At 39.1% G+C, this 24,915-nt stretch carries 22 protein-coding genes; 20 read left to right on the forward strand and 2 right to left on the reverse strand.

Annotation, left to right across the window (positions count from 1 at the left end; all coding sequences use genetic code 11):
- Positions 1-300 precede the first annotated feature (300 nt).
- The 9 genes from trpE (at position 301) to MJY40_RS04970 (ending at position 8,980) form a co-directional block, all read left to right on the forward strand.
- On the forward strand, positions 301-1,788 hold the full coding sequence (gene trpE / locus MJY40_RS04930; protein ID WP_317855935.1) for an anthranilate synthase component I: 1,488 nt from the start codon (positions 301-303) through the stop codon (positions 1,786-1,788).
- Positions 1,772-2,350, forward strand: a complete 579-nt coding sequence (locus MJY40_RS04935) for an anthranilate synthase component II (protein ID WP_317855936.1) — start codon at positions 1,772-1,774, stop codon at positions 2,348-2,350. The genes trpE and MJY40_RS04935 overlap by 17 nt, the downstream gene beginning before the upstream one ends.
- Positions 2,344-3,357, forward strand: coding sequence for an anthranilate phosphoribosyltransferase (trpD, locus tag MJY40_RS04940; RefSeq protein ID WP_317855937.1), 1,014 nt, complete (start codon positions 2,344-2,346; stop codon positions 3,355-3,357). Before MJY40_RS04935 ends, trpD begins: the two co-directional genes overlap by 7 nt.
- Positions 3,358-4,182, forward strand: a complete 825-nt coding sequence (gene trpC / locus MJY40_RS04945; RefSeq protein WP_317855938.1) for an indole-3-glycerol phosphate synthase TrpC — start codon at positions 3,358-3,360, stop codon at positions 4,180-4,182.
- Positions 4,179-4,787, forward strand: a complete 609-nt coding sequence (locus MJY40_RS04950; RefSeq protein ID WP_317855939.1) for a phosphoribosylanthranilate isomerase — start codon at positions 4,179-4,181, stop codon at positions 4,785-4,787. Before trpC ends, MJY40_RS04950 begins: the two co-directional genes overlap by 4 nt.
- 146 nt (positions 4,788-4,933) lie before the next feature.
- Positions 4,934-6,118, forward strand: coding sequence for a tryptophan synthase subunit beta (trpB, locus tag MJY40_RS04955; RefSeq protein ID WP_317855940.1), 1,185 nt, complete (start codon positions 4,934-4,936; stop codon positions 6,116-6,118).
- Positions 6,111-6,881, forward strand: coding sequence for a tryptophan synthase subunit alpha (trpA, locus tag MJY40_RS04960; RefSeq protein ID WP_317855941.1), 771 nt, complete (start codon positions 6,111-6,113; stop codon positions 6,879-6,881). The genes trpB and trpA overlap by 8 nt, the downstream gene beginning before the upstream one ends.
- A 395-nt stretch (positions 6,882-7,276) precedes the next feature.
- Entirely contained in the window at positions 7,277-7,969 is a 693-nt protein-coding gene (locus tag MJY40_RS04965) for an iron-sulfur cluster assembly scaffold protein (RefSeq protein ID WP_317855942.1), read from the forward strand.
- Between the two features lie 18 nt (positions 7,970-7,987).
- On the forward strand, positions 7,988-8,980 hold the full coding sequence (locus MJY40_RS04970) for a GGGtGRT protein (protein WP_317855943.1): 993 nt from the start codon (positions 7,988-7,990) through the stop codon (positions 8,978-8,980).
- Between the two features lie 129 nt (positions 8,981-9,109).
- On the opposite strand, the gene eno is transcribed toward MJY40_RS04970, so the two are convergent.
- Positions 9,110-10,423 carry a phosphopyruvate hydratase gene (gene eno / locus MJY40_RS04975; protein WP_317855944.1) on the reverse strand — a complete coding sequence of 438 codons (1,314 nt, stop codon included), beginning with the start codon at positions 10,421-10,423 and terminating at the stop codon, positions 9,110-9,112.
- Positions 10,424-10,651: 228 nt separating this feature from the next.
- Positions 10,652-12,025 carry a magnesium transporter gene (mgtE, locus tag MJY40_RS04980; RefSeq protein WP_317855945.1) on the reverse strand — a complete coding sequence of 458 codons (1,374 nt, stop codon included), beginning with the start codon at positions 12,023-12,025 and terminating at the stop codon, positions 10,652-10,654.
- Between the two features lie 510 nt (positions 12,026-12,535).
- Here mgtE and MJY40_RS04985 point away from each other — a divergent pair.
- The 11 genes from MJY40_RS04985 (at position 12,536) to MJY40_RS05035 (ending at position 24,871) form a co-directional block, all read left to right on the forward strand.
- Positions 12,536-14,224 carry a biotin/lipoyl attachment domain-containing protein gene (locus MJY40_RS04985; protein WP_317855946.1) on the forward strand — a complete coding sequence of 563 codons (1,689 nt, stop codon included), beginning with the start codon at positions 12,536-12,538 and terminating at the stop codon, positions 14,222-14,224.
- Between the two features lie 11 nt (positions 14,225-14,235).
- A complete protein-coding gene (locus MJY40_RS04990; RefSeq protein ID WP_317855947.1) occupies positions 14,236-14,934 on the forward strand; it encodes a YggS family pyridoxal phosphate-dependent enzyme in 699 nt (232 codons plus the stop codon).
- 33 nt (positions 14,935-14,967) lie between these two features.
- A complete protein-coding gene (locus MJY40_RS04995; RefSeq protein WP_317855948.1) occupies positions 14,968-15,582 on the forward strand; it encodes a cell division protein SepF in 615 nt (204 codons plus the stop codon).
- A 12-nt stretch (positions 15,583-15,594) separates the two neighbouring features.
- Positions 15,595-15,882 carry a YggT family protein gene (locus MJY40_RS05000; protein WP_317855949.1) on the forward strand — a complete coding sequence of 96 codons (288 nt, stop codon included), beginning with the start codon at positions 15,595-15,597 and terminating at the stop codon, positions 15,880-15,882.
- 36 nt (positions 15,883-15,918) lie between these two features.
- On the forward strand, positions 15,919-16,713 hold the full coding sequence (locus tag MJY40_RS05005; RefSeq protein ID WP_317855950.1) for a YlmH family RNA-binding protein: 795 nt from the start codon (positions 15,919-15,921) through the stop codon (positions 16,711-16,713).
- Between the two features lie 18 nt (positions 16,714-16,731).
- Entirely contained in the window at positions 16,732-17,214 is a 483-nt protein-coding gene (locus MJY40_RS05010; RefSeq protein WP_317855951.1) for a DivIVA domain-containing protein, read from the forward strand.
- A 179-nt stretch (positions 17,215-17,393) separates the two neighbouring features.
- The gene (gene lspA, locus MJY40_RS05015) at positions 17,394-17,888 is read left to right on the forward strand and encodes a signal peptidase II (protein WP_317855952.1); all 495 of its coding nucleotides are present in this window, start codon (positions 17,394-17,396) and stop codon (positions 17,886-17,888) included.
- Positions 17,881-18,807, forward strand: a complete 927-nt coding sequence (locus MJY40_RS05020; protein ID WP_317855953.1) for an RluA family pseudouridine synthase — start codon at positions 17,881-17,883, stop codon at positions 18,805-18,807. The genes lspA and MJY40_RS05020 overlap by 8 nt, the downstream gene beginning before the upstream one ends.
- A 115-nt stretch (positions 18,808-18,922) precedes the next feature.
- Positions 18,923-22,486 (forward strand): chromosome segregation protein SMC, encoded by a 3,564-nt coding sequence (smc, locus tag MJY40_RS05025; protein WP_317855954.1) that lies wholly within the window; start codon positions 18,923-18,925, stop codon positions 22,484-22,486.
- A 735-nt stretch (positions 22,487-23,221) separates the two neighbouring features.
- Complete coding sequence (ftsY, locus tag MJY40_RS15550; protein ID WP_334305927.1) at positions 23,222-24,196, forward strand: signal recognition particle-docking protein FtsY; 975 nt, start codon at positions 23,222-23,224, stop codon at positions 24,194-24,196.
- Positions 24,197-24,205: 9 nt separating this feature from the next.
- Entirely contained in the window at positions 24,206-24,871 is a 666-nt protein-coding gene (locus tag MJY40_RS05035; protein WP_317855956.1) for a suppressor of fused domain protein, read from the forward strand.
- Positions 24,872-24,915 lie beyond the last annotated feature (44 nt).

Raw genomic sequence — 24,915 nt, forward strand, 5'->3', positions numbered from 1 at the left:
GAACAGATGAAACGCAGATTATTAAGGCAACACCACATAACCCTCTATCACAATCTTGTAATCAGGGATATGCGGAATTGCCTGAAATGGACCACAGAGGGCATAGTCAAAGATTGATGTAAATTGATTGAGTATTCTATGACGTTTGATGAGCGTGAATCATCGGAGGTTTGTTTGAACTTCCCTAAGTGCATAGGACATTGTTCTATGAATCAAGGTGGTACCACGGAAGATATTTCGTCCTTGACAATATATTTGTTGTCGAGGATTTTTTTATTGGAAAGAATTGAGGAGGTACATATGATAAATCCATCTATGGAATTGGCAAAAGAGATTTTGCAAACAGGAGATTACCAACGTATGCCCATCAAAATGGAGTTGTATGCAGATACATTGACACCCATTGTGGCACTGAAAAAATTGAAAAACATCAGCAGACATTCCTTTATGTTTGAGAGTGCAGAACGTTCCAAACAATGGGGTAGATATACATTCATTGGATTTGATCCAACAGCAGAAATCACCTGTACAAATGGTGGTGTGCAAATCAAAACGGATGCCACAACACAAGTCATCCAAGAACATCCAGCAACGGTTCTCAGGCGTATTGTAGCAGAAAACAAAGCACCTATTTTGGAAGAATTTCCTCCATTTTCTGGTGGTTTGGTTGGTTTCTTCTCCTATGATTACATCAAATATGCAGAGCCATCTTTGGTTTTGGATGCAAAGGATGAAGAAGGATTCCAAGATGCAGATTTGATGATTTTTGATAAAATCATAGCATTTGACAACTACAAACAAAAGATTATTTTGATGGTGAATGTCAAAACAGACGATTTGGAGAGAAACTACAAAAAAGGGCAATTGGCATTGGAGCAAATGGCAAATATCCTTCTAAAAGGTGAAGTTTCCAAGAATCCACCACTGAAGCTCAAAAGCGATTTCAGACAGCTCTTTGACAAAGAAGCCTATTGCAATATGGTACAAAAAGCAAAAGATTATATATATGAAGGAGATATCTTCCAAGTGGTGTTATCCAATCGTTTAGAAGTGGATATGGAAGGTAGTTTGTTGGACACATACCGAGTGTTGCGTACCACAAATCCTTCACCATATATGTTCTATTTCTCCAGTGATAATTTGGAAGTTGCAGGTGCATCACCAGAAACTTTGGTGAAACTAGAAAATAGCACTTTATATACATTCCCACTTGCAGGCACAAGACCAAGAGGTGAAACGCCAGAAGAAGATGCAAGATTGGAAGCAGAACTTTTGGCTGATGAAAAGGAAATTGCAGAACACAATATGCTGGTGGATTTGGGCAGAAATGACATTGGTAGAATTGCAACCATTGGTTCTGTGGAAGTAGAAAAATATATGTCCATTGAACGATTTTCACATGTGATGCACATTGGTTCCACAGTCAAAGGTGAAATTAGAGAAGATAAAGATGCACTAGATGCAATTGATTCCATTTTGCCAGCAGGAACCTTATCAGGAGCACCAAAACTCAGAGCCCTAGAAATCATCAATGAATTGGAAAACAACAAACGTGGCATCTATGGTGGTGCTGTGGGATACATTGATTTCAGTGGCAATTTGGACACATGTATTGCAATTCGTTTGGTGTTTGCAAAAAATGGCAAAGCATTTGTCAGATCAGGTGCTGGAATTGTTGCAGATAGTAACCCAGAAAGCGAATACCAAGAATGCATCAACAAAGCTAAAGCAGTTGTAGAAGCATTGTATACAGCGGAAGGAGGAATTGATTTTGATTTTACTCATTGATAATTACGACAGTTTCTCTTATAACTTGTATCAACTCATTGGTGGCATCGATTCCAATATCCAAGTGGTGCGTAATGATAAAATTACAATAGAAGAAATCAGAGAATTGGCACCAAAAGCAATTTTCTTATCACCAGGGCCAGGACATCCAAGGGGAGCGGGTATTTGCATTTCTTGTATTCAAGAATTGGGCAAAGAATTCCCAATCTTTGGTGTTTGTTTGGGTCATCAGGCAATTTGTGAAGCCTATGGTGGCGAAGTATCCTATGCAAGCAAGTTGATGCATGGAAAAACATCCATTGCAAAACTAGATACAAATAGCAAACTATTTCAAAATATGGAAGAAGATATGCAAGTGGCAAGATACCATTCTCTTTCAGCAGTGGAAGAAAAAATGCCAGATGATTTGCGTATCATAGCCAGAACCGAAACAGGCGATATTATGGCAGTGGAACACAAAGAGTATCCTGTGTATGGTGTGCAATTCCATCCAGAATCTGTACTGACACCACAGGGCAAAACAATCATTGAAAACTTTTTGGGAGGTATTTCATCATGTTAAAAGAAGCAATCATCAAACTCAGCCAACACGAAAACTTAGATTATGATACTGCAAAAGCGGTTATGGATGAAATTATGGAAGGTGGTGCAACAGATGTACAAATCAGTGCATATGTAACAGCACTTGCCATCAAAGGTGAAACCATAGACGAAATCACAGCATCTTCTGCTTCTATGCGTGAACATTGTGTCCGTTTGTTGCACGATATGGACGTTTTGGAAATTGTAGGCACTGGTGGCGATCAATCCAACTCTTTCAATATTTCCACCACATCTTCATTGGTCATTGCCGCTGGTGGTGTACCAGTTGCAAAACATGGCAATCGTGCAGCATCTAGCAAATCTGGAGCTGCTGATGTTTTGGAAGCACTGGGTGTCAATATCATGATTTCACCAGAAAAGAGCAAAGAATTGTTGGACAAAATTGGCATTTGCTTCTTGTTTGCACAAAAATATCACTTGGCAATGAAATACGTTGCAGCAGTCAGAAAAGAATTGCAATTTAGAACCATTTTCAATATCTTGGGACCATTATCCAATCCAGCAGGTGCATCCATGCAAGTTATGGGTGTGTATGATGAAGCGTTGGTGGAACCTTTGGCTAAGGTGCTTTGTAGACTGGGTGTAGAACGTGCTATGGTGGTTTATGGTCAAGATAAATTGGATGAAATCTCCATGAGTGCACCAACTACCGTTTGTGAGGTCAAGGGCAGATACTACACTTCCTATGAAATCACACCCGAAGAATTTGGGTTCAGGCGTTGTGAAAAAGATGCTTTGGAAGGTGGTACTCCAGCAGAAAATGCAGAAATCACAATGGATATCTTGCGTGGTAAAAAAGATTGTAGACGTGAAGCAGTTTGCTTGAATGCAGGTGCTGGTTTATATATTGGTGGCAAAGCAGAAACTTTGGAAGAAGGTGTACGTTTGGCAGAACACCTCATCGACAATGGTGCTGCATTGGCAAAATTGGCAGAATTTGTGAAATACTCCAATGAGGAGGTCTAAATGATGCGAAATGAAAATGGCGATGCTGTAGACCAAAAACGCAATATATTAGATGAAATAGGTGGAAAGACAAAGGAACGCATTGCAAAACAAAAAGCAGTGATTTCCTTTTTAGAAATGAAAGAAAAAGCAGAAGCAATGCCAAAGGGTGATTTTTGCTTTGAAAAAGCACTGAAACAAGATGGTATGTCTTTCATTTGCGAAGTGAAAAAAGCATCACCATCCAAAGGGTTGATTGCACCAGAGTTTCCATATTTGCAAATTGCAAAGGACTATGAACTGGCAGGTGCAACTGCAATTTCTTGTTTGACAGAACCTTTTTACTTCCTAGGAAAAAATGAATATCTACAGGAGATTGTAGAGAATGTTTCCATACCTGTGTTGAAAAAAGACTTCTTTGTAGATCCATATATGGTATACGAAGCAAGGGTTTTGGGTGCCAGTGCAGTGCTTCTGATTTGTGCAATGTTGGCTGATGATGAACTGGCAGAATACTTTTCAATTGCCAACAACTTAGGCTTATCTGCAATTTTTGAAGCACATGACGCAGAAGAAGTGTTGCGTGCAGCAAAATGTGGTGCTAGAATCATTGGTGTCAATAACCGTAATTTGAAAACATTTACTTTGGACTTGCAAAATAGCATTGATTTAAAAAACTTGGTTTCTGATGATGTGATTTTCATTTCTGAAAGTGGCATCAAAACCAGAAACGATATTGAAGTTTTGGAAGCAAATGGCATTGAAGCAGTGCTCATTGGTGAAACTTTGATGCGAGCAGATCATAAAAAACAAGCTTTGGATGAATTGCGAGGTGCAAATCAATGACAAAAGTGAAAATTTGTGGATTGAAACGACCAGAAGATATTTCCTATGTCAACCAATACAAACCAGATTATATAGGTTTTGTATTTGCCAAAAGCAAACGTCAGGTGACAAAAGAATTGGCGCAATCATTGCAAACTGTATTGCTACCAGAGATGCAAGCGGTCGGTGTGTTTGTCAACCATTCTATAGAAGAAATTGTAGATTTGGTGGAAGAAAACATCATCCAAGTGGTGCAACTTCATGGCAAAGAAACAGCAGAATACATAGCAGAATTGCAAGCAAAAATTCCAAATACACCACTTTGGAAAGCAGTCAGTGTCAAAAGCATAGAAGATATTTTGGCTTGGGAAGATTCTAAGGTAGACTTATTGCTATTGGACAATGGTGCTGGTGGCACAGGTGAAGTTTTTGATTGGAACATTCTAAAAGAAATGAAAAACTTCCCAAAACCATACTTCATTGCAGGTGGACTGAACCCAGAAAACGTATCAGAAGTGTTGCAATTTGCATCCTTTGGTGTGGATGTATCTGGTGGCGTGGAAACAGATGGTTGCAAAGATGAAATGAAAATCAAAAGCTTTATTGAAACAGTACGTAATAGATAAGATTCTTCGTCATTGCATTCCTCTGAATGACAGTGGAATCACATGATGAATATAACCTGTAGGGGCGAGTATTACTCGCCAGTAAGTAGCAGTACGATAAACTGTAGGGGAGGGTTTCCATGCCCTCCTGTAAATTGGAGGATACTATGAAAAAAGGAAGATTTGGAGTACATGGTGGACAATACATTCCAGAAACCTTGATGAACACCATCATTGAACTGGAAGAAGCATATGAACATTACAAAAACGATCCAGAGTTTCAGGCGGAACTCACAACACTCTTAAATGACTATGCAGGCAGACCTTCTCGTTTGTACTATGCAAAACGTATGACAGAGAACTTGGGTGGTGCCAAAATCTATTTGAAACGTGAAGATTTGAACCACACAGGAGCACATAAAATCAACAATGTTTTGGGTCAGGTGTTACTTGCAAAGAAAATGGGTAAAACTCGTGTCATTGCAGAAACAGGAGCTGGTCAACATGGTGTGGCAACAGCAACAGCAGCAGCACTTATGGATATGGAATGTGAAATCTTCATGGGCAAAGAAGATACAGAACGTCAAGCTCTCAACGTATATCGTATGCGTTTGTTGGGTTCCAAAGTCAATGAAGTCACATCTGGAACTGCAACTTTGAAAGATGCAGTATCTGAAACCATGAGAGAATGGACAAAACGTATGGATGATACCCATTATGTATTGGGTTCTGTTATGGGACCACATCCATTTCCAACAATGGTAAGAGATTTCCAAGCAGTTATTTCCAAAGAAATCAAAGAACAAGTTTTGGAAGCAGAAGGCAAACTTCCAGATGCAGTTTTGGCTTGTGTTGGTGGTGGTTCCAATGCCATTGGTGCGTTCTACAACTTTATTGAAGATGAAGGTGTACGTTTGATTGGTTGTGAAGCAGCAGGACGTGGTGTGGATACAGCAGAAACAGCAGCAACCATTGCAACTGGTACTTTGGGTATTTTCCATGGTATGAAAGCCTATTTCTGTCAAGATGAATACGGTCAAATTGCACCAGTATACTCCATTTCAGCAGGTTTGGACTATCCTGGTATTGGACCAGAACATGCAGATTTGTATGACAAAGGGCGTGCAGAATATGTGCCTGTAACCGATGACGAAGCAGTGGAAGCATTTGAATATCTTTCCAAAATGGAAGGTATCATTCCAGCAATTGAAAGTGCACATGCTGTGGCACATGCCATGAAAATTGCAAAGGATATGGGTAAAGATCAAATTATGGTCATCAATATTTCTGGTAGAGGCGATAAGGATTGTGCACAAATTGCACGTTATAGAGGAGAAGATATTCATGAGTAAAATAAAAGAAGCATTTGCAAATGGAAAGGCATTTGTTGCCTTTGTTACATGTGGCGATCCATCTTTGGATACAACAGAGCAATTGGTCTATGCAATGGAAGAAGCAGGAGCAGATCTCATTGAGTTGGGCATTCCATTTTCTGATCCAACAGCAGAAGGTGTGGTCATCCAAAGTGCAAATGAACGTGCTTTGGCTGGTGGTGTCACAACCGATAAGATTTTTGATATGGTAGAAAAAATGAGCCCAAATGTGAAGATTCCAATGGTGTTTATGACATATGCAAATGTGTTGTTTACCTATGGAACAGAACGCTTTGTGAAACGTGCCAAAGAAGTGGGTATGAGTGGTGTGATCTTGCCAGATATTCCATTTGAAGAAAAAGAGGAATTTGCATCTGTGTGTGCTGCATATGATTTGGATTTCGTATCCCTCATTGCACCCACATCACACGATAGAATTGCTATGATTGCAAAGGAAGCAAGTGGCTTTGTGTACTGCGTTTCTTCTTTGGGTGTAACAGGTGTTAGAAGCAATATTGCAACCAACATTGGCGAAATGGTGGACTTGGTGAAAGCCAATACAGATGTACCTTGTGCAATTGGTTTTGGTATCTCCACACCAGAACAAGCAAAAAACATGTCTGAATATGCAGATGGTGTCATTGTAGGTTCTGCAATTGTGAAATTGTGTGAACAATATAAAGAAGATTGCGTACCATATGTAAAAGAATATGTGGCAAGCATGAAAGCTGCAATCAAATAAAGTTTGAACATAAGCAACAAATCCATGGACGAATCCGATATCACAGGATATGAGAAAATACATTTGCTTGTAATTTCTTGTATTGTGGAAAATGGGTTCGTCTATTTTATGGAAACCACCAAAGAAAAAAATGATTTGCATACGAACTTATGGCAAGATACATGTAGGAGTCACATATAAATACCACTTTTTTGTGAATAAATCATAGAGAAAAGTCTTTGGTGGGACAAAATTGTCCTGTAATATTAAATTATGTCCACAAATGAAAAATCCTTGTGAAAACACTTGATTATATACGGTTTTTTTTCTATAATATTAAGTGAAAGAGTATGGAGAAGTATCTCTATACTTGTGTTGTAATGGTAAATATGTAATATGAAAAAAGGAGACTGACTATGATTTATTCACATGAAGTAGAACGTATGTGTCCTTTGACCAAAGGTGTAAATCACGGGCCTGCTCCCATTCCTGAAGAAGGAAAATGGGTACAAGCTTATCAGATTACAGACATCAGTGGTTTGACACACGGTGTGGGCTGGTGCGCACCTCAACAAGGCGCATGTAAATTGACACTCAATGTAAAAAACGGTATCATCGAAGAAGCATTGGTGGAAACATTGGGATGTTCAGGTATGACACATTCCGCTGCTATGGCTGGTGAAATCTTGCCTGGCAAAACTATTTTGGAAGCTTTGAACACTGACCTTGTCTGTGATGCAATCAACGTAGCAATGCGTGAATTGTTCTTGCAAATCGTTTACGGTAGAACACAAACTGCTTTCTCTGAAGGTGGCTTGCCTGTTGGTGCTGGTTTGGAAGATTTGGGTAAAGGTCTTCGTAGTATGACAGGTACAATCTACTCCACAAATGCAAAAGGTGTTCGTTACCTTGAGCTCACTGAAGGTTATATCCTCAAAGTTGGTGTGGATGAAGAAGGTTGTACAGTTGGTTACCAATTCGTTCGTCTTGGCAAAATGTTGGAAGACATTCGTCACGGTGTGAGTGCTGATGAAGCATTCAAAAACAACATTGGTACATATGGTCGTTTTGCAGATGCTGCAAGACAAATTGACCCTAGAGAAGAATAAGAAAGGAGGATATTCATTATGGCTAAATTTGAAAGTCAAGAACGTCGTATGCCTAAAATTGAGGCTTGTATGGCAGCTAACGGTTTGGAATCATTGGACGCATGTCGTGATATGCTCCTTGCAAAAGGTGTGGATGTGGAATCCATCGTAAAAGGTATTCAACCAATTTGTTTCGAAAATGCAGTTTGGGCTTATGTACTTGGTACAGCAATCGCTGTAAAACGTGGTTTGACATCTGCTGCTGAATGTGCAGAAGCAATCGGTGAAGGGTTGGAAGCATTCTGTATCCCTGGTTCTGTTGCAGAACAACGTAACGTAGGTTTGGGTCATGGTAACCTTGGCGCAATGCTTTTGCGTGAAGAAACAAAATGTTTCGCATTCCTTGCAGGTCACGAAAGCTTTGCTGCTGCTGAAGGTGCTATTGGTATCGCTCGTACAGCAAACAAAGCTCGTAAAGAACCTCTTCGTGTTATCTTGAATGGTTTGGGCAAAGATGCTGCACAAATCATCAGTCGTATCAACGGTTTCACATATGTGAAAACAGATTTCGATTTCGCTACAGGCGCAGTAAATGTAGTAGAAGAAAAAGCATACTCCAATGGCGAACGTGCAGCTGTAAAATGTTACGGTGCAAACGACGTTTTGGAAGGTGTTGCAATCATGCGTAAAGAAGGTGTTGACGTTTCCATCACAGGTAACTCAACAAATCCTACACGTTTCCAACACCCTGTTGCTGGTACATACAAAAAATGGGCTATGGAAAATGGCGTAAAATACTTCTCCGTTGCATCTGGTGGTGGTACAGGTCGTACACTTCACCCTGACAACATGGCTGCTGGTCCTGCTTCTTATGGTATGACTGACACTATGGGTCGTATGCATGGTGATGCACAATTCGCTGGTTCTTCTTCCGTTCCTGCTCACGTTGAAATGATGGGCTTGATCGGTGCTGGTAACAACCCTATGGTTGGTATGACAGTTGCATGTGCAGTTGCTGCAGCACAAATCTAATTGAATTTATGTAGTGACAACCCTTGCGGTTGTCAGCAGATTTCATATATGATTGCAAAGAGAGTGTCTTAGGATGCTCTCTTTTTTTGTGCAACTGTAAGAGTGGATTCCATATCCATCCAAAAACCATTATTTCTTGATATTATAAAATGCATTTCTACCTTTGTATTTCGCAATGGTACCCAATTGGTCATCAATGCGAATCAATTGGTTATATTTTGCAATACGATCGGTTCTGGACATGGAACCAGTCTTAATTTGACCTGCATTCAATCCAACTGCAATGTCGGCAATGGTGGTGTCTTCTGTTTCACCTGACCTATGGGATACCACACAAGCATAACCAGCTGTTTTAGCCATCTCCATAGCATCAAAGGTTTCTGTCAAAGTGCCAATTTGATTGACTTTGATGAGGATAGCATTGCCAATTCCCTTTGCAATACCTTCTTGCAAAATAGAAGGATTTGTCACAAATAAATCATCACCAACAATTTGTACTGTATCACCAATGCGTTCTGTCAGTGACTTCCAACCAGTCCAATCATCTTCGCTCAAACCATCTTCAATGGAGATGATGGGGTATTTCTGACACCAATTTTCCAATAAATCAATCATTTCTTCTGTGGTTTTGGTACCACTGCCTGATTTTTGCAAGGTATATAGACCTGTTTCTTTGTTGTAAAATTCACTGGCTGCCACATCCATTGCAATGGCGATATCACCAGAATTTCCTTTTGTAGAAGGGGTATAACCTGCTTTTTGGATGGCTTCCACAATCAATTGCAAAGGTTCTTCATTGCCATCAGCACAGGATGGAGCAAAACCACCTTCATCACCAACATTGGTGTTATATCCCTTTGATTTCAATACAGTTCGTAACGTATGGAAGGTTTCAGCACCCATTTGAATGGCTTCTTTGATGCTTTTGGCACCAATTGGCATAATCATAAATTCTTGGAAATCCACTGTGGAATCTGCATGGCTACCACCATTTATGACATTCATCATAGGAACCGGCAGTGTATTGCCATTGAATCCACCCAGATATTGATAGAGTGGAATCCCATAATAATCACTAGCAGCAATTGCAGTAGCCATAGAAACGCCTAAAATGGCATTGGCACCTAGTTTGGATTTGTCTTTAGTACCATCCAGTGCAATCATAATCTGGTCAATTGCATTTTGATTTGTCACATCCATATCCATCAAAATGGGTGCAATGGCTTCATTGACATTTGCAACTGCTTGCAAAACACCTTTTCCCATAAAACGAGATTTGTCACCATCTCGAAGCTCCAATGCTTCACCTTCACCAGTGCTGGCACCAGATGGCACAATTGCACGTCCAAAAGCACCACTTTCTGTTGTAATTTCCACTTCAATGGTTGGATTTCCACGAGAATCCATCACTTCACGAGCATATACATCTATTATTTTAGACATTTCAATACCTCCTATTGATTACAAAGTTTGATATAGTTTGCACCAATAGAAGAAGCTTGATACATAGAAAATGAAATTGATGGAACTGTGGTTGCATTTTGATTTGTAGGGAATGGTCTTGACCATTCCGCTGTTTTTGCAATAAAAAAGACGGATATCAATCCGCCTATATACTTGAATTATATGTTTGTATTTGTATGGGAGTACCTATGTGTGCTCCTGTAGTATTTACACTGCAACTTGGAATTGCACAATCATCATCGTTGCGATGGTGAAGTAAATCAAAAGTGCCACAGCATCCACAATGGTAGAAATCAAAGGACCAGCCATCATAGCAGGGTCTAGTTTCAAAAGTTTTGCTCCAATTGGAAGCAAGCAACCGATGGTTTTTGCCAAAACAACAACAGCAGCCATACTGATAGAAACAGATAAATCAATGATAAAACCTGTGGAACTACTGAACAGTGTCAAGCGAAGCATGTTCACCATACCAAGAATAATACCACAAATGGCACCAACTCGAAGTTCTTTCCAAACAACTTTTAGAGCATCTGAAACTTCGATTTCACCCAAAGCCATACCACGAATGATCATAGTAGAAGCCTGTGAACCAGCATTACCACCAGTACCTGTGATGATGGGAATGAAAGCAGAAAGCACAACCACAGTTTCCAAAAGTGCATCATATTGTCCAATGACAAAGGAGCTGAGTGTACCAGAAATCATCAGTGCACAAAGCCAAACAATTCTGTTTTTTGCAAGATGTCTCACAGAAGATTTCAAATATTCTTCATCAGAAGGAAGCAAAGCAGCCATCTTTTCCATATCTTCGGTGGTTTCTTGCTCAATAACTTCCACGATATCATCCACAGTGATGATACCCACCAAACGATTTTCTGCATCGGTAACAGGCAAAGCCATCCAACCATATTTCTTGAAAATGTTGGCAACTTCTTCTTGGTCATCGGTCGTGAATACAGAAACCACATCATCTTGCATCAAACTTTCAATGGTTTTCTCATCTTTGGAACAAATCAAAGTTCGTAAAGGAATCACACCAATCAAAGTACGATGCTCATCAATGACATAGCAAGTATAAATGGTTTCTTTGTCGGTACCAGTGCGTTTGATTTGCTCAATGGCATTTCCAACAGTCATATTGCTGCGTAATTTTACAAACTCAATGGTCATCAAACTACCAGCAGAATTTTCAGGGTAGTTGAGGAAACGATTGATCAAAGTTCTGGTTTGGGCATCGGTATTACGCAATACCTTCTTCACCAAATTGGCAGGTGCTTCTTCCAAGAAATCCACGGTATCATCCAAAAACATTTCATCTACAATGTTTCGCACTTCACGATCTGTAATGGAATGCACGATATGTTCTTGTGTATCACTATCCATGTAGGAAAAAACGTCAGCAGCCATATCTTTTGTCAAAAGACGGAAAATGAACAGTTGCTTTTCAGCAGACAACTCTTCAAAATATTCAGCCACATTGGCAGGCTGTTCAGAATTCAGTTCCAATTTCAATTGGGCATATTTGCCACCATCCATCAGGTCATTGAAATTGTTAAAAAGTACATCCATTTCTTCATCCATTTCATTACCTCTTTTCTAAAAAAACACGGTTCTATCTTCTGCAAAATAGCCGTGTTCCATTCAAAAAAAGCATATAAACCATGGATTATATAGAATATATGGGTTTGCCAAGTGAATACGACAATTTTGCGATATACGGTTGCGTTTGTTCTGTGCTCAGCTGGGTACTCTCACCACTGCCATCCATCTTGGTCACCTCCAATAAAATATTTTTCATCCCTTCTAGTATACGTAGGTTTCAAATATACGTCAACACAAAAGATGAAATTTAACAGAAAAATAACAGGGTCTATTCACAAAAAATAAGTGGTAAATAGAGATTTTATGTTGAAAAATAAAGAAAAATCAGAGTTATTGTGGTTTCAAAAAGAAATGAGCGGTTTTATATTTACCTTTTGTGAAAAATGTACTATACTATATGTGTAAAGAAGTCTTTGTAAGACACATAGATATTGATGTGTTGTCAATGTTTCCTTGCAAAAGACGATGTGTAGAAAAAAGGAGGATTTTATGGAACGAAAAAATTCCTCAAACAATAGAAAAAAAACGGTTCCAAATTCTAGGATACAAGAAAGACCACCTAGAAAGAATCTTCAGTCAGGGAAAAAATCACCACCTAGACCACCTAGAACCCAAATGCCAAATCAAAAAAATGGGGCACCTAGGAAAAATCCACAACAAAGGATGCAGCAACCACAACCCAAGAAACAACGTGAAGTGCCACATGTTGTGGATGCCAGATTGGTGGAAAGAAGAAAGAGAGCCAATGCCATTGTACCCATGTTTGTATTCATTACAATCGTGGTTTATTTATGTGGGCAAATGTTCAATTTATTGGTGGAACGAGAAGAAGTGGATATCGAAACGGTGCAAATTGGCACATTGGACACACCAGAACGATACACAGGTTTGATTATACGAAACGAATCTCTTGTGTATAGCGATCGTGAAGGTCAGGTGTTCTATGAATATTCTGAAGGGGATGCCATTGCAAAAAATACATATATCTGTTCTGTCAAAGATGTGGGTGAAACAGATGATTTGGAAGAAAAAATCTATGAAATCGACCAAGATATTTTGGAACAACAAAAACTCAGAGCAGACTTGTCTTTGTTTGCAGAGGATATCACACGTTTGGAGTCCAATATAGATCGTAGCATTGCATCCTATGATGGAAATGTTATGGACAATGGTGTGAGCTACGTTTACGATATGAAAGATGAAATTTCAGGCTATATGTCCCAAAGGGATGCCATTTGGTTATCAGAAAGCATTGATAGTTTTGCCAGTATGTCTGCTGAAAAGAATGAATATGAACAGCAATTGTCTGAAAATATGAGTACATTCTATGCACCAGAAAGTGGTATTCTTGCCTTTACCTATGATGGCTTGGAAGAAAGCTTAAATTCGGATGCATTGGCAACCTTAACAGAAAGTCAAGTTGCAAGCTATGAAAATAGTTTCCTAGCCAAAACCCAATTGGTGGAAGAAGGAGATGTTTTGTTCCGCATTGTAGAAGAAAACAAGTGGTACATTGTTGTTTATGTGCCAAATGCAATGGCTGCAAGTTGGAGCACAGGCAATACAAAAAATCTATATTTGACTTTGGATGATAACATCATTGATATTCTTGGAAAAGTGGATTCTCTTACAGTTGGGGATACCCAGACAAAGGTGGTCTTTTCTACATATCAAAGAATGACAGATTTTATGGATCAAAGGGTGGTTAGATTCTACTTTGAAGCAGAAACCATTTCTGGCTTAAAGGTACCAAATGATGCAATTGTGGAAAAAACATTGTTGTCCATTCCAGAAAATTGCTTGGCAGAAAGTGGATCTGCCAGAGGTGTCTTTGTGGATGATGGAGCAGAGGGACGTTTTGTTTCTATGAATGTTTTGACATATGTGGATGGATTCTATTATGTGGAACCAAGTGATGCTGTCACTTTGGGAACACGCATCCTATACAAAGAAGATGATATTTTTGATAGCAATAATATATATACCATTTCCCAATTGGAGTCTTTGTCAGGTGTGTACTTGGTGAATAGTTCCATGGCAGAGTTTGTGAGTATAGAAATTTTGGATCAAAACCAAGAGTATGCAATCATAAAATCAGGTTCCATTTATGGATTGCAAAGTTACGACAATATCGTTGCAAATGCGAAAAATATACAAGAAGGACAATCGGTTTATTAAGGGGTGAAAGCATGAATTTTGTTGCAGAAAATATAGCAGAAATCGAAGAAAAAATCCAACGTGCTGTTGAGAAAAGTGGTAGAAAACGAGAAGATGTATTGTTGATTGCAGTCAGCAAAACCAAACCAGTGGATTTGATTCAAAAAGCAGTGGACTGTGGTTTGACTTCTCTTGGTGAAAATAAAGTGCAAGAAGTTATGGAAAAATATGACCATATGGAAGGTGTGCATTGGCACCTGATTGGTCATTTGCAAACCAACAAAGTGAAGTACATCATAGACAAAGTGGATATGATTCATTCTGTGGAAAGCTTGAAATTGGCACAAGAAATCAACAAAAGAGCAGCAGCACAGAACAAAGTCATGGATGTTTTGGTGGAGGTCAATGTTGCAGATGAAGAAAGCAAGTTTGGCGTAAAACCAGAGGATGTGGAGGATTTCATTCGTCAAATTGCTGAACTTGCACACATTCGAGTGCGTGGCTTGATGACAGTGGCTCCTTTTGTCGAAAATCCAGAAGAAAATAGAGAAGTTTTTTGTCAAATGCAACAAATTCTTATTGACATAAAGGGTAAAAATATAGATAATATAGATATGGATGTTTTGTCTATGGGTATGACGGGGGATTATGAAGTTGCAATCGAAGAAGGTGCAACTATGGTACGAGTGGGTACTGGTATCTTTGGACAACGAGATTATGGAATCAAATAAGTATTCCGGATAAAAGGTTGGAGGTTTGAAGGCGTGGCTAAATTTTTAGATAATATAAAAAGTGCAATGTTTGGTGGCAACGAAGGACAATACGATGGTTATGACGATGGTTATGATGACTATGATGGTTATGACGATGGTTATGATGATCAGATTTCTTATAGTGGCAATTCTGGCTATTATGATACTGCATCCTATGGCTCAGATTATGACTCTTATGACGATACCGATTATAGTTCTTCTCGTAGCAAATCCAGCCAAAGAAAAGGCTTCAAAAGCTATGTAGGTGGAAAGAGTAAATCTGCATCAAAAACATCACGTGCAGAATACGCAGAACCAGAAAAAGACTGGAATATGATCATTGAAGCACCAACAAGTTTTGATGATTCTGCTAAAATCAGTGGTTACATAAAAGAAGGCAAAGCAGTTGTTGTGAATTTTGAAAAAGTATCCATCAAAGAAGCACAACGCATTATGGACTTTTTGTCTGGTACATGCTGTTCTTTGGGTGGCGATATCAAAAAAGTTGGTGGAAATATTTATGTTATTTCTCCAATCAATGTTGGTGTGCGTGCCATTGTGGAAGAAGATGAAAGAAGATATTCCTCTGGATATGAAGGAATGCAACGCTTAAGCTACGGAAGATAAGGTGAATTTGATTTGAATACAATACAGATTTTATTGGTACAAGCATTGAATTTATTTTTCTATGTCTTGGAAATGTTGATTTTTGCAAGGGTACTTTTATCTTGGTTGCCCATTGGAAGAGGTAGCGCTATTGTACAATTGCTATATTCTTTGACAGACCCTATATTGGGACCATGTCGCAGAATGTTGGACAAATCTCCTTTGGGAGGTGGAATGCAATTGGACTTTTCACCTGTAATTGCTTTGATTTTGATGATGTTGGTGAAACAATTGTTGATTTCAGCTGTTTTGATGCTGTAATGGACATGCCAAAGAAATGATGGGTATGGTGGAATTTTGGATAAGAAAGCAATTTTGAAACACATAACAGATGCAGGAGAACGCATTTTGTTTGCGAAGGTTTTGGATTTGGTGTTGTTTGCCACAAAACGTAGAGAACCACAATTCAGTGACTTTATGGATATGGCAAAGTGTCGCAGGTTTGCAGAATATTTGCAATCAGAACGTGGCGTTTCCATTATGATTTTTGGTGGTGGCGATGCTTTGGAGCGTTGCATCATTGGTATGTTTCCAGATGGCACAGAACCATCAGAAGAAGCATTTCCCATTGTTGGTGTTTCCATAGAAAAAAAGAGTCAGAAATTCGGTCAAAAGGATTTGAGCCATAGAGATTACTTGGGTTCCATCCTTGGACTTGGAATAGATAGAAGTAAGATAGGCGATATTCTATTGACAAATAATGGAGATGCGATTTGCTTCGTAAAAGAAGATATGGCATCTTATATTTGTGCCAGTTTGGAACAAGTGTCCAGAACAAGGGTTGTGGTCAGTGAAAAGCAAGTTTCTGATGTATTGATTCCCAAAAGGATTCAAGAGAAACGTGTTACAGTGGCATCTTTGCGATTGGATGCAGTTCTAGGAGAAGCATTTTCCCTTTCTCGAGGAAAAGCTCAAAATTTGGTTTCTGGAGAAAAGGTAAATGTCAATTGGTCGTTGCAAACCAATACATCCTATACCCTCAAAGAAGGGGATATGGTGTCTGCAAGAGGTTTTGGACGATTTTTGGTGGGAACTATTGGAGGTCAAACAAAAAAAGGTAGAGTTGGTTTGACATTGGAGATGTATATTTAGTCTAAGGAGGATATTTTTATGATTACACCAAATGATATTGCTACAAAGGATTTCAAGAAGGTTGCCATGGGTTATTCGCCAGAAGAAGTAGACATTTTCTTGGATGATATATATGAAGATTATGAAAGATTGTACATAGATAGTCAAAAAGAAAAACCTGTTCCAGCACCAGTACCAGAAGTGACACCAGACAAATTTGGTGCTTTGGAAAATATGATTGAACGTACTTTGCTTTTGGCAGAAACTGCAGCAGCAGAAACCAAAACAGCTGCAAGAACAGAAGCAGAGCATATTGTAAATGGTGCAAAAGTGGAAGCAGAAGCGATTTTGCAAGAAGCAAGAATGAAAGCATATGCAATCGAAGAAGAAATCAATTCTTTGCAAAGCAGATATGAGTTGATGAAAGCAAGAGTGAAATTGATGTTGTACACAGAAATCGAACTTTTGGATCAAAATGAAATTGTTGCAGAAAAAGAAGAAGCACATCAAAACAATCAGTAAATACCAAAAAAGCGGTGGAATATTGGAAACCGCTTTTTTCTGTAGTTTGGAGAAGATTTTTCTTGAAACAATTTGTGTGTAAAATTGCGTGATTTGCTGTAAAATGGTGCTGTGACAAGAAATCTGTTGCCACAGCCTTTTGTATTTTTTAGTTGAGATAATTTTGGAGGAAAAAAACTATGTGGATGTTACCTATAGTGGCTGCTGCTGTGCTCATTGGTGTGGATCAATGGACAAAATACTTGGCATTGGTGGAGTTGAAACCAGTTGGAAACATTGTATTTGTGCAAGGATTTATGGATTTCACCTTTGTAGAAAATAGAGGTGTTGCCTTTGGTATGTTTTCAGGACAAAGATGGTTTATTCTGTTGTTGACAAGCATCATCACCTTGGTATTGGTGTATTATTACATCAAATTGCCAAAAACAAAGGAATATAAACCAGTTCGTTTTGCAATGGTATTGGTGTTTGCTGGTGCCATTGGCAATATCATAGATCGTATGCGATTGGGTTATGTTGTGGACTTCTTTGAGTTTACATTTTTTGAGTGGCCTGTGTTCAATATGGCAGATATCTATGTGGTAGTTGGTGTGATTTTATTATCTTTCTTGATCTTATTTGTCATCAAGGATGAGGAAAAAGTAGAAAAGGAAGTAGAGGAAGAAAATGAATAATCAAGAAGTATTTGAGTTTTATGTGGAACAAGAGGATGTAGGCACTCGTATTGATGTGTATTTGGCAGAAAATATGGAAGATTTGACCAGAAGTGCCCTCAAAAAAATAATTGACGATGGAAATGTGACCATTGGTGGCAAAAATATCAAATCCAATTATAAATTGCGTGTAAAGGACTTCATCCAAGTGACAGTTCCAGAAGCGGTATCAGTGGAAATTTTACCAGAGGATATTCCTTTGGATATTCTATATGAAGATGAGCATTTGATTGTGGTGAATAAGCCAAAAGGTATGGTGGTACATCCGGCACCAGGTCATTATACAGGCACATTGGTGAATGCGTTGCTCTATCATTGTGGAGATGAATTGTCTGGTATCAATGGAGAAAAACGTCCAGGAATTGTGCATAGAATCGACAAAGACACAACAGGTGTTTTGATGATTGCAAAAACCAATATGGCACACCAATCTTTGGCAGCACAATTGGCAGAACATAGCATCACCAGAAAATACTATGCAGTGGTGTTCAATGGGTTCCAAGAAGATGATGGAACTGTGGATCAACCGATTGGTAGAAATCCATTGGATCGTAAAAAAATGGCAATCACACAAAAGCATAGTAGACATGCAGTCACACATTATAAAGTTGTGGAACGTATGAAAAACTTCACTTTGATTGAAGCACAATTGGAAACAGGTAGAACCCATCAAATTCGTGTGCATATGACATTCATTGGACATCCACTTTTGGGGGATTTGGTGTATGGACCAAAAAAACAACCCTTCAAAGTAGAAGGTCAAGTGTTGCATGCAAAGGTTTTGGGCTTTGTACATCCAGCAACAGGTGAATATATGGAGTTTGAAGCAGATTTGCCAGAAAGCTTCCAAAAGGTGTTGGAACGCTTGCAAAATAGCTGATGTAAATGATATTTGTTTTCTGTAGGGAACAGTCTTGACTGTTCCGTTGGTTTGATTGAAATTTGTACTATTGCAAAAGGTAATTTCGTTATATTTGGTAGTTAGAGGTGGATTTATGTATTTGAAGCGATTGGATTTACAAGGTTTCAAATCCTTTCCTGAAAAGGTAAAATTGGACTTTAATACAGGTGTGACTGCTGTAGTTGGACCCAATGGCAGTGGCAAAAGCAATGTATCCGATGCTGTGCGTTGGGTGCTTGGTGAGCAACGTGCAAAAAGCCTACGTGGTGATAAAATGGAGGATATTATTTTTGCGGGCACAGAAAATAGAAAGCCATTGGGATTTGCAGAGGTTTCCATCACCATTGACAATACAGATGAACGTTTGCCACTTGATTTTTCAGAAGTGCAAGTGACCAGACGTGTGTTTCGTTCAGGTGAAAGTGAATATCGCATCAATGGTGCTGCTTGTCGTTTGCGTGATATCCAAGAGTTGTTTATGGATACGGGAATTGGACGTGAAGGCTATTCCATCATTGGTCAAGGTCGAATTGATGAACTTCTCAGTGCCAAAGGTGATGAAAGAAGACGTGTCTTTGAAGAAGCAACGGGTATTGTCAAATATCGAACCAGAAGAAACGAAACCATTCATAAATTGGAAAAAGAACAACAAAATCTCATTCGTGTAGATGATATCATTGGCGAATTGGAAGTGCAAGTGGAACCTTTGGAAAAACAAAGTCAAAAAGCAAAGGAATATTTGGCACTGAAAGAAGAACTCAAACAATCAGAAGTGGTTGCGTATCATCAAGATTTGGATGCTTTGGAAGTTTTGGGCAAGCAGTTGGAAGCAGATAAAAAATTGGCTGTGGAACAAATGGAAACCTATCAAACACAAAGTGTCAAAAGTCAGACCACAACCACACAATTGAAATCAGAGTTGGAAGCTTTGGATTTGGCTTTGGAAAGCAAAAACCAAGAGCTTTTGGAGTTGCGTACAGAAAAAGAACGAACAGAAGGAACCATACGTTTGGTTTTGGAACAACAACAAAATGAGTCTGACCATGTGGAACGTGTGCGTTTGGAAATTGCAGAATTGGAACAGAAAAAACAAGAAAACAAAGAACAATTGGATTTGCAATCCAGCAAAAAAGTGGCTTTGCAAATGGAGCTCGGTCACAAAGAAAGCGATTTGCAAGAACTACAAAACAAGTATGAACAATTGGGATCTGCTGTGGACGCAGATGAATTGCGTGCAGAAGGCTTCAAGGAAGAAGTCTTTGAACAAATCAGAATCAGCACAGAAGTGCGTGGCGAAATTGCCAAAAGAGAAGCCCTCAAAGAGCAATTTGCAAACCGTTTGGAACAAGTGGATGGAGAAAAAGACCTTTTGGAATCTCGTTTGCATCAATTGGAAATCCATTTGCAAGCAGACCAAAAAAATGAAACAACCATGACAGAAGAAATTCAATTTTTGGAAGACGAAATGGTGGTTTTGGAAAAAGATCGTGAACACATCCAAGTGGCAGAAAAGGAGATGCAAAATAAGCTGGATATAAACAAAAAACGTTTGTCAGATGTGGAATCTCGTTTATCTGTTTTGGTGGAAATGGAAAAGGAACACGATGGTTTTTATCATAGTGTCAAAAGTTTGTTGCAACTCCATGATCGTGAAAGACGTGGCATTTGTGGTGCTGTGGGTCAGTTGTTGCAGGTGGAAGCAGAGTATGAAATTGCAATTGAAGCGGCACTTGGTGCAACTTTGCAAAATGTGGTTACCAAAACAGAAGAAGATGCAAGAGATGCCATTTCCTACTTGAAACAACGAAAATTGGGACGTGCTACTTTCTTGCCAATTTCAGCCATCAAAGGACGTACTTTTGAAGGATATCAACCCATTTTGGAAGAAGATGGTGTCATTGGTGTTGCACATGAATTGGTTAGCTTCGATGAGTTGTATCGTCAAATTGCATTGTATGTTTTGGGACGTACCATCATTGTGGATACCTTGGAAAATGCAGTCAAATTGGCTAAGAAATACAATCATAAATTTAGAATGGTTACACTCCAAGGTGATATTATGAACGTTGGCGGTTCCATGACAGGTGGTTCTGCGCAAAAGAAAGCAACCCATATCTTTGGACGTGGTAGAGAAATTGAAAGCTTGCAAAAGGATGCAAAAACCTTGCAAATTACAGTTTCTCACTTGGCAGAAGAAATGGAATCTTTCGTGGAAGAAATGGAAGATGTGGAAACACAATTGGTTGCCAAAAAAATGGAAACACAAACCCTTTGGGTCAAAATACAAGGTATCAAAGAAGAACAGAAAAAAACCATTGTGGAATTGGAAGAAACCAAAGAACGCTTGCAATTGTTTGTGGTGGAATTTGGTCAGTTGGAAGAACAACTTTCCATGGCAGAAGGCGATATTGCAAAGGGACAAAAAACCTTGCAAGAAGCAGAGGATATCATTACAAAAGCCAATATGCAGTTGACTTCTTTCCAAGGAACTTTGACAGAAGAAAAGGAAAAACGAGAACAAATTTTGCAAGAAATGACACAAATGAAAATTGATGTGTCTGGTATTGCACAGAATTTGGAACATATGACAGAGCTCATTGCCACATTGGAAAAGGATAATGAATCTGTTACAAGGCAACAAGAAAAAGGTGAAGAAAGCATCCTTTCTTATCAACAAAAGGGTGTAGAAAAAGGTTTGGAAGAAGCAGATTTGCGAGCACAAGTCCAAAAGTTGGAAGAAACCATCCAAAGTGTGGAAATGGCAATGTTTACAGATTCTGAAACAAAAGTCAGCTGTAACCAAGAATTGCAAGAACAAGAAGAAAACCTTCTAAATTTGCGAGAATCTGCCAGCAAAATGGAAAATGAATTGTTCCGTTTGGATACCAAAATGGAAAAAGCAGAAGAAGAAAAATTGCGTTTGACCACAACCTTGTGGGAAGAATATGAAATGACTTATCGTATGGCAAAGGAATATGCGGAATATGCAAAAACATTGCCAGAAAGTCGAAGTGTCAAGGAATTGCGTGGTAAAATTCGAGGTCTTGGTGATGTGAATGTAGGTGCCATCGACCAATACAAAGAAGTGGTGGAACGCTATGAATTCTTGACAAGCCAACGTGCTGATATCATAGAAGCAGAAGGCAAATTGAATGGCATTATTGAAGAGCTGACAGGGCTTATGGAGAAACAATTTAAGGATCAATTCCAATTGATTTCTGCCAACTTTAGTCGTGTGTTTGGGGAGATGTTTGGTGGCGGTAAAGCCTATTTGAAATTGGCTGATTGGAGTCGTGCTTTGGAATCACCCATTGAAATTGTGGCACAACCACCAGGGAAAAACTTGCAAAATATGCAACTGCTTTCCGGTGGAGAACGTGCTTTGACTGCAATTGCAATTTTGTTTGCGATTCTGCAAATGAAACCATCACCTTTCTGTATTTTGGATGAAATTGAAGCAGCTTTGGATGATGCAAATGTAGTGCGTTATGCGAAATATTTGAAACAGTTTGCAAAGGAAACACAATTCATTGTCATCACACATAGAAAAGGCACTATGGAATATGCAGATGTGTTGTATGGTGTCACCATGCAAGAAAAAGGGATTTCCAAATTGATTTCTGTAGATTTCTCAGAATCAGAACAATTTGTTTCCTAATGATTGTATGAATGTACACTTGTAGGGGATGGGTTACCCATACCGTATCATATGGAAACGAATTTGATATAAATTAGAGGTGAAAATATGGGATTTTTTGATTTTTTTAAGAAAAAACAAATAGAAGAAACACAAGAACCAGAACAATTTGCTACCAATGAACTTGAAACCAACGAACCTGAAACAAACGAATCTGAAACCGCTAAACCTGTAGGGGAGGGTTTCCATGCCCTCCCACAAGACGAGTCAGTAGTGGATGAACCTGTTACAGAAGAACCAGAAATCGAAATCGAATTTGCTGATGGCGAAACCTACACTTCCGATGATGAAGAAGGTGCAACTGCTTTTGTGGAGGATTTGAATGATTTGGTGGAAGAAATGTTGGAACATCCATCAGGCGAAGAAGAAATTCTTGTGGTGACAGAAGATGGTGACTGCTATGTGGATGAAAATGAAGCAGATGCAGAGGAATTCCTGGATGCACTTTTGGAATCTACAGAAAAATGGGTGCAACAAGAAGTGGATTCTGAACAAGTAGGGGAGGATATCATCCTCCAGCAAGCAACTGATGAACCCACAACTGAATCTGACAACGAATCTACAACTGATGAACCTGCAACTGAATCTGACAACGAATCTACAACTGATGAACCCACAATTGAATCTGATAACGAACCTACAACTGACGAACCCACAATTGAATCTGATAACGAACCTACAACTGACGAACTTACGATGGACGAATCCGCTGTAGGGGAGGATATCATCCTCCAGCAAGAACAACCAACAGAAAAGAAAAAAGGTTTCTTTGCAAAACTCAAAGAAGGCTTAGGCAAAACACGTCAAAACATCCTAGGTGGTGTGGATGCGGTTTTGGGTAGCTTCATGAAGATTGATGAGGATTTGTTTGAAGAATTGGAAGAAACCCTCATTATGGCGGATATGGGTGTAGAAACCACCATGAAAATTGTGGAAACCCTACGTAAACGAGTGAAACGTGAAAATATTTCAGATCCATCTATGATCAAAGGTATGTTGATTGAAGAAATCACCAAACTTTTGGAAGAAGGTGCTGAAGAAGATGAAAACTTGCCAAATCCATCTGTCATGATGGTTATTGGTGTCAATGGCGTTGGCAAAACCACAACCATTGGCAAACTTGCAAATCGCTACAAAGAAGAAGGGCATTCTGTATTGTTGGCAGCAGCAGACACATTTCGTGCAGCAGCAATCGACCAATTGGAAATCTGGGGTGAACGCAGTGGCATTACAGTTGTGAAACATGAAGAAAATTCAGATCCAGCAGCAGTTGTGTTTGATGCAGTTCATGTGGCACAAAACCAAAATGCAGATCTTCTCATTTGTGATACTGCTGGTCGTTTGCACAATAAGAAAAATTTGATGGAAGAATTGCGTAAAATGAACAAAATCATTGAACGTGAATATCCACAAGCACACAAAGAAGTATATCTTGTTTTGGATGCAACCACAGGTCAAAATGCTTTGCAACAAGCGAAAGTGTTCAAAGAAGTTGCAGACATCACAGGTATCATTTTGACAAAATTAGACGGTACTGCAAAGGGTGGTATTGTTGTGGCAATCAAAAGTGAATTGGAAATTCCAGTGCGCTATATTGGTGTTGGTGAAGGTATTTACGATTTGCAAAAATTCGATGCAAAAGACTTTGCAAGAGCATTGTTTGGGGAATAAGGTGACGATATGACAAAAGAAAAAATGCCAAAAAGACCAGAATTTGCAGAAATTTTGGATGCACATTTCCATGGACTCTTTCCAGAACGTGATGAACGTGTTTTTTACCAAGGTGACCAAGAGGTGTTGCCATTGGAAGTCCATATTTTAGAAGCACGCAATCCACAAGAGTTCCATGTGTTGTATACAGTTGGGATGAGTAGCCATAAAATGGAATTGCCAGCAGAACTTCTGCCAACTTATGAAAGCTTAGCACGCTGTGAGTTGATGACACTTTTGCCATATGAATGGAAATTGGAAGTGCCAGAGAATAAGGAATTGGACAACAAAACTTGGTGGATTGTACGTTTGATGGAATATTTATCAGCGTTTCCAAAGAGTGAAAATACATGGCTTGGTTGGGGTCATATGATTCCCAATTCAGAAAATTTCACACCATATGCAGAAAACACAGAGCTTTCAGGTGTGGTATTGGGTGCAATGCAAGAACAAGTCAGCACAGTTCAAGTGAAGGATAAATTGCCCATTCATGTGTATACATTGCTTCCATTGTATCGTGCAGAATTGGAATTTGCACAAAAAGAGGGTGTACCCAAATTGATGGAACAATTGGCAACTTTGAAGGGATATGGCATGATTGTATTCCCAGATAGACCAATGGTGGCAGAAGCATAATATTGTCAGTTTGCAATGAGAATTATCTTAAGATTTTATTATAA

This window comes from Chakrabartyella piscis (assembly GCA_030067835.1).
Lineage (GTDB): Bacteria > Bacillota > Clostridia > Lachnospirales > Anaerotignaceae > Chakrabartyella > Chakrabartyella piscis.